The sequence below is a fragment of the Ciceribacter sp. T2.26MG-112.2 genome, from assembly GCF_900492205.1.
Classification (GTDB): domain Bacteria; phylum Pseudomonadota; class Alphaproteobacteria; order Rhizobiales; family Rhizobiaceae; genus Allorhizobium; species Allorhizobium naphthalenivorans_A.
In genome coordinates this window covers 1-394 of the sequence record NZ_UEYQ01000075.1, presented here as the reverse complement: position 1 = coordinate 394, position 394 = coordinate 1, and the positions used below count along the sequence as shown (strand labels likewise).

1 protein-coding gene is annotated in these 394 nt (G+C 60.9%); it reads left to right on the top strand.

The annotated features are described in order from the left end of the window. Positions 1-38: 38 nt before the first annotated feature. On the top strand, positions 39-394 hold a 356-nt coding region (locus DYZ14_RS24065), incomplete at its 3' end, for a GNAT family N-acetyltransferase (RefSeq protein WP_232365676.1).

Genomic DNA, 394 nt, shown 5'->3' with positions numbered 1-394 from the left:
CGATACGCAAGGCTGACGAGGCCGATCTGGAACCATTGTTGACCCTCTATCCGGATGCATTTCCCGATGAGGACCTCACGGCGCTGGTTCGGGACCTATTTCAGGCGCCTGAGGGCGAAGTCCTGTCCTTGGTGGCGACAATCGGCGATCAGATCGTCGGGCATGTCGCCTTTACCCTGTGCAACGTGGACGATAGACCTCGAACGGCGGCTATGCTGGCGCCGCTTGCGGTCGCCTCAGCCATGCAACGACGCGGTATCGGCAAGGCGCTGATCGCGGAGGGAATGCGCCTCGTCAAGGCGGAGAAGATCGAACAGGTTCTGGTTCTCGGCGACCCGAAATATTACAGCCAGTCTGGCTTCAGCGCCGAACAAGCGATCGCACCGCCCTACCC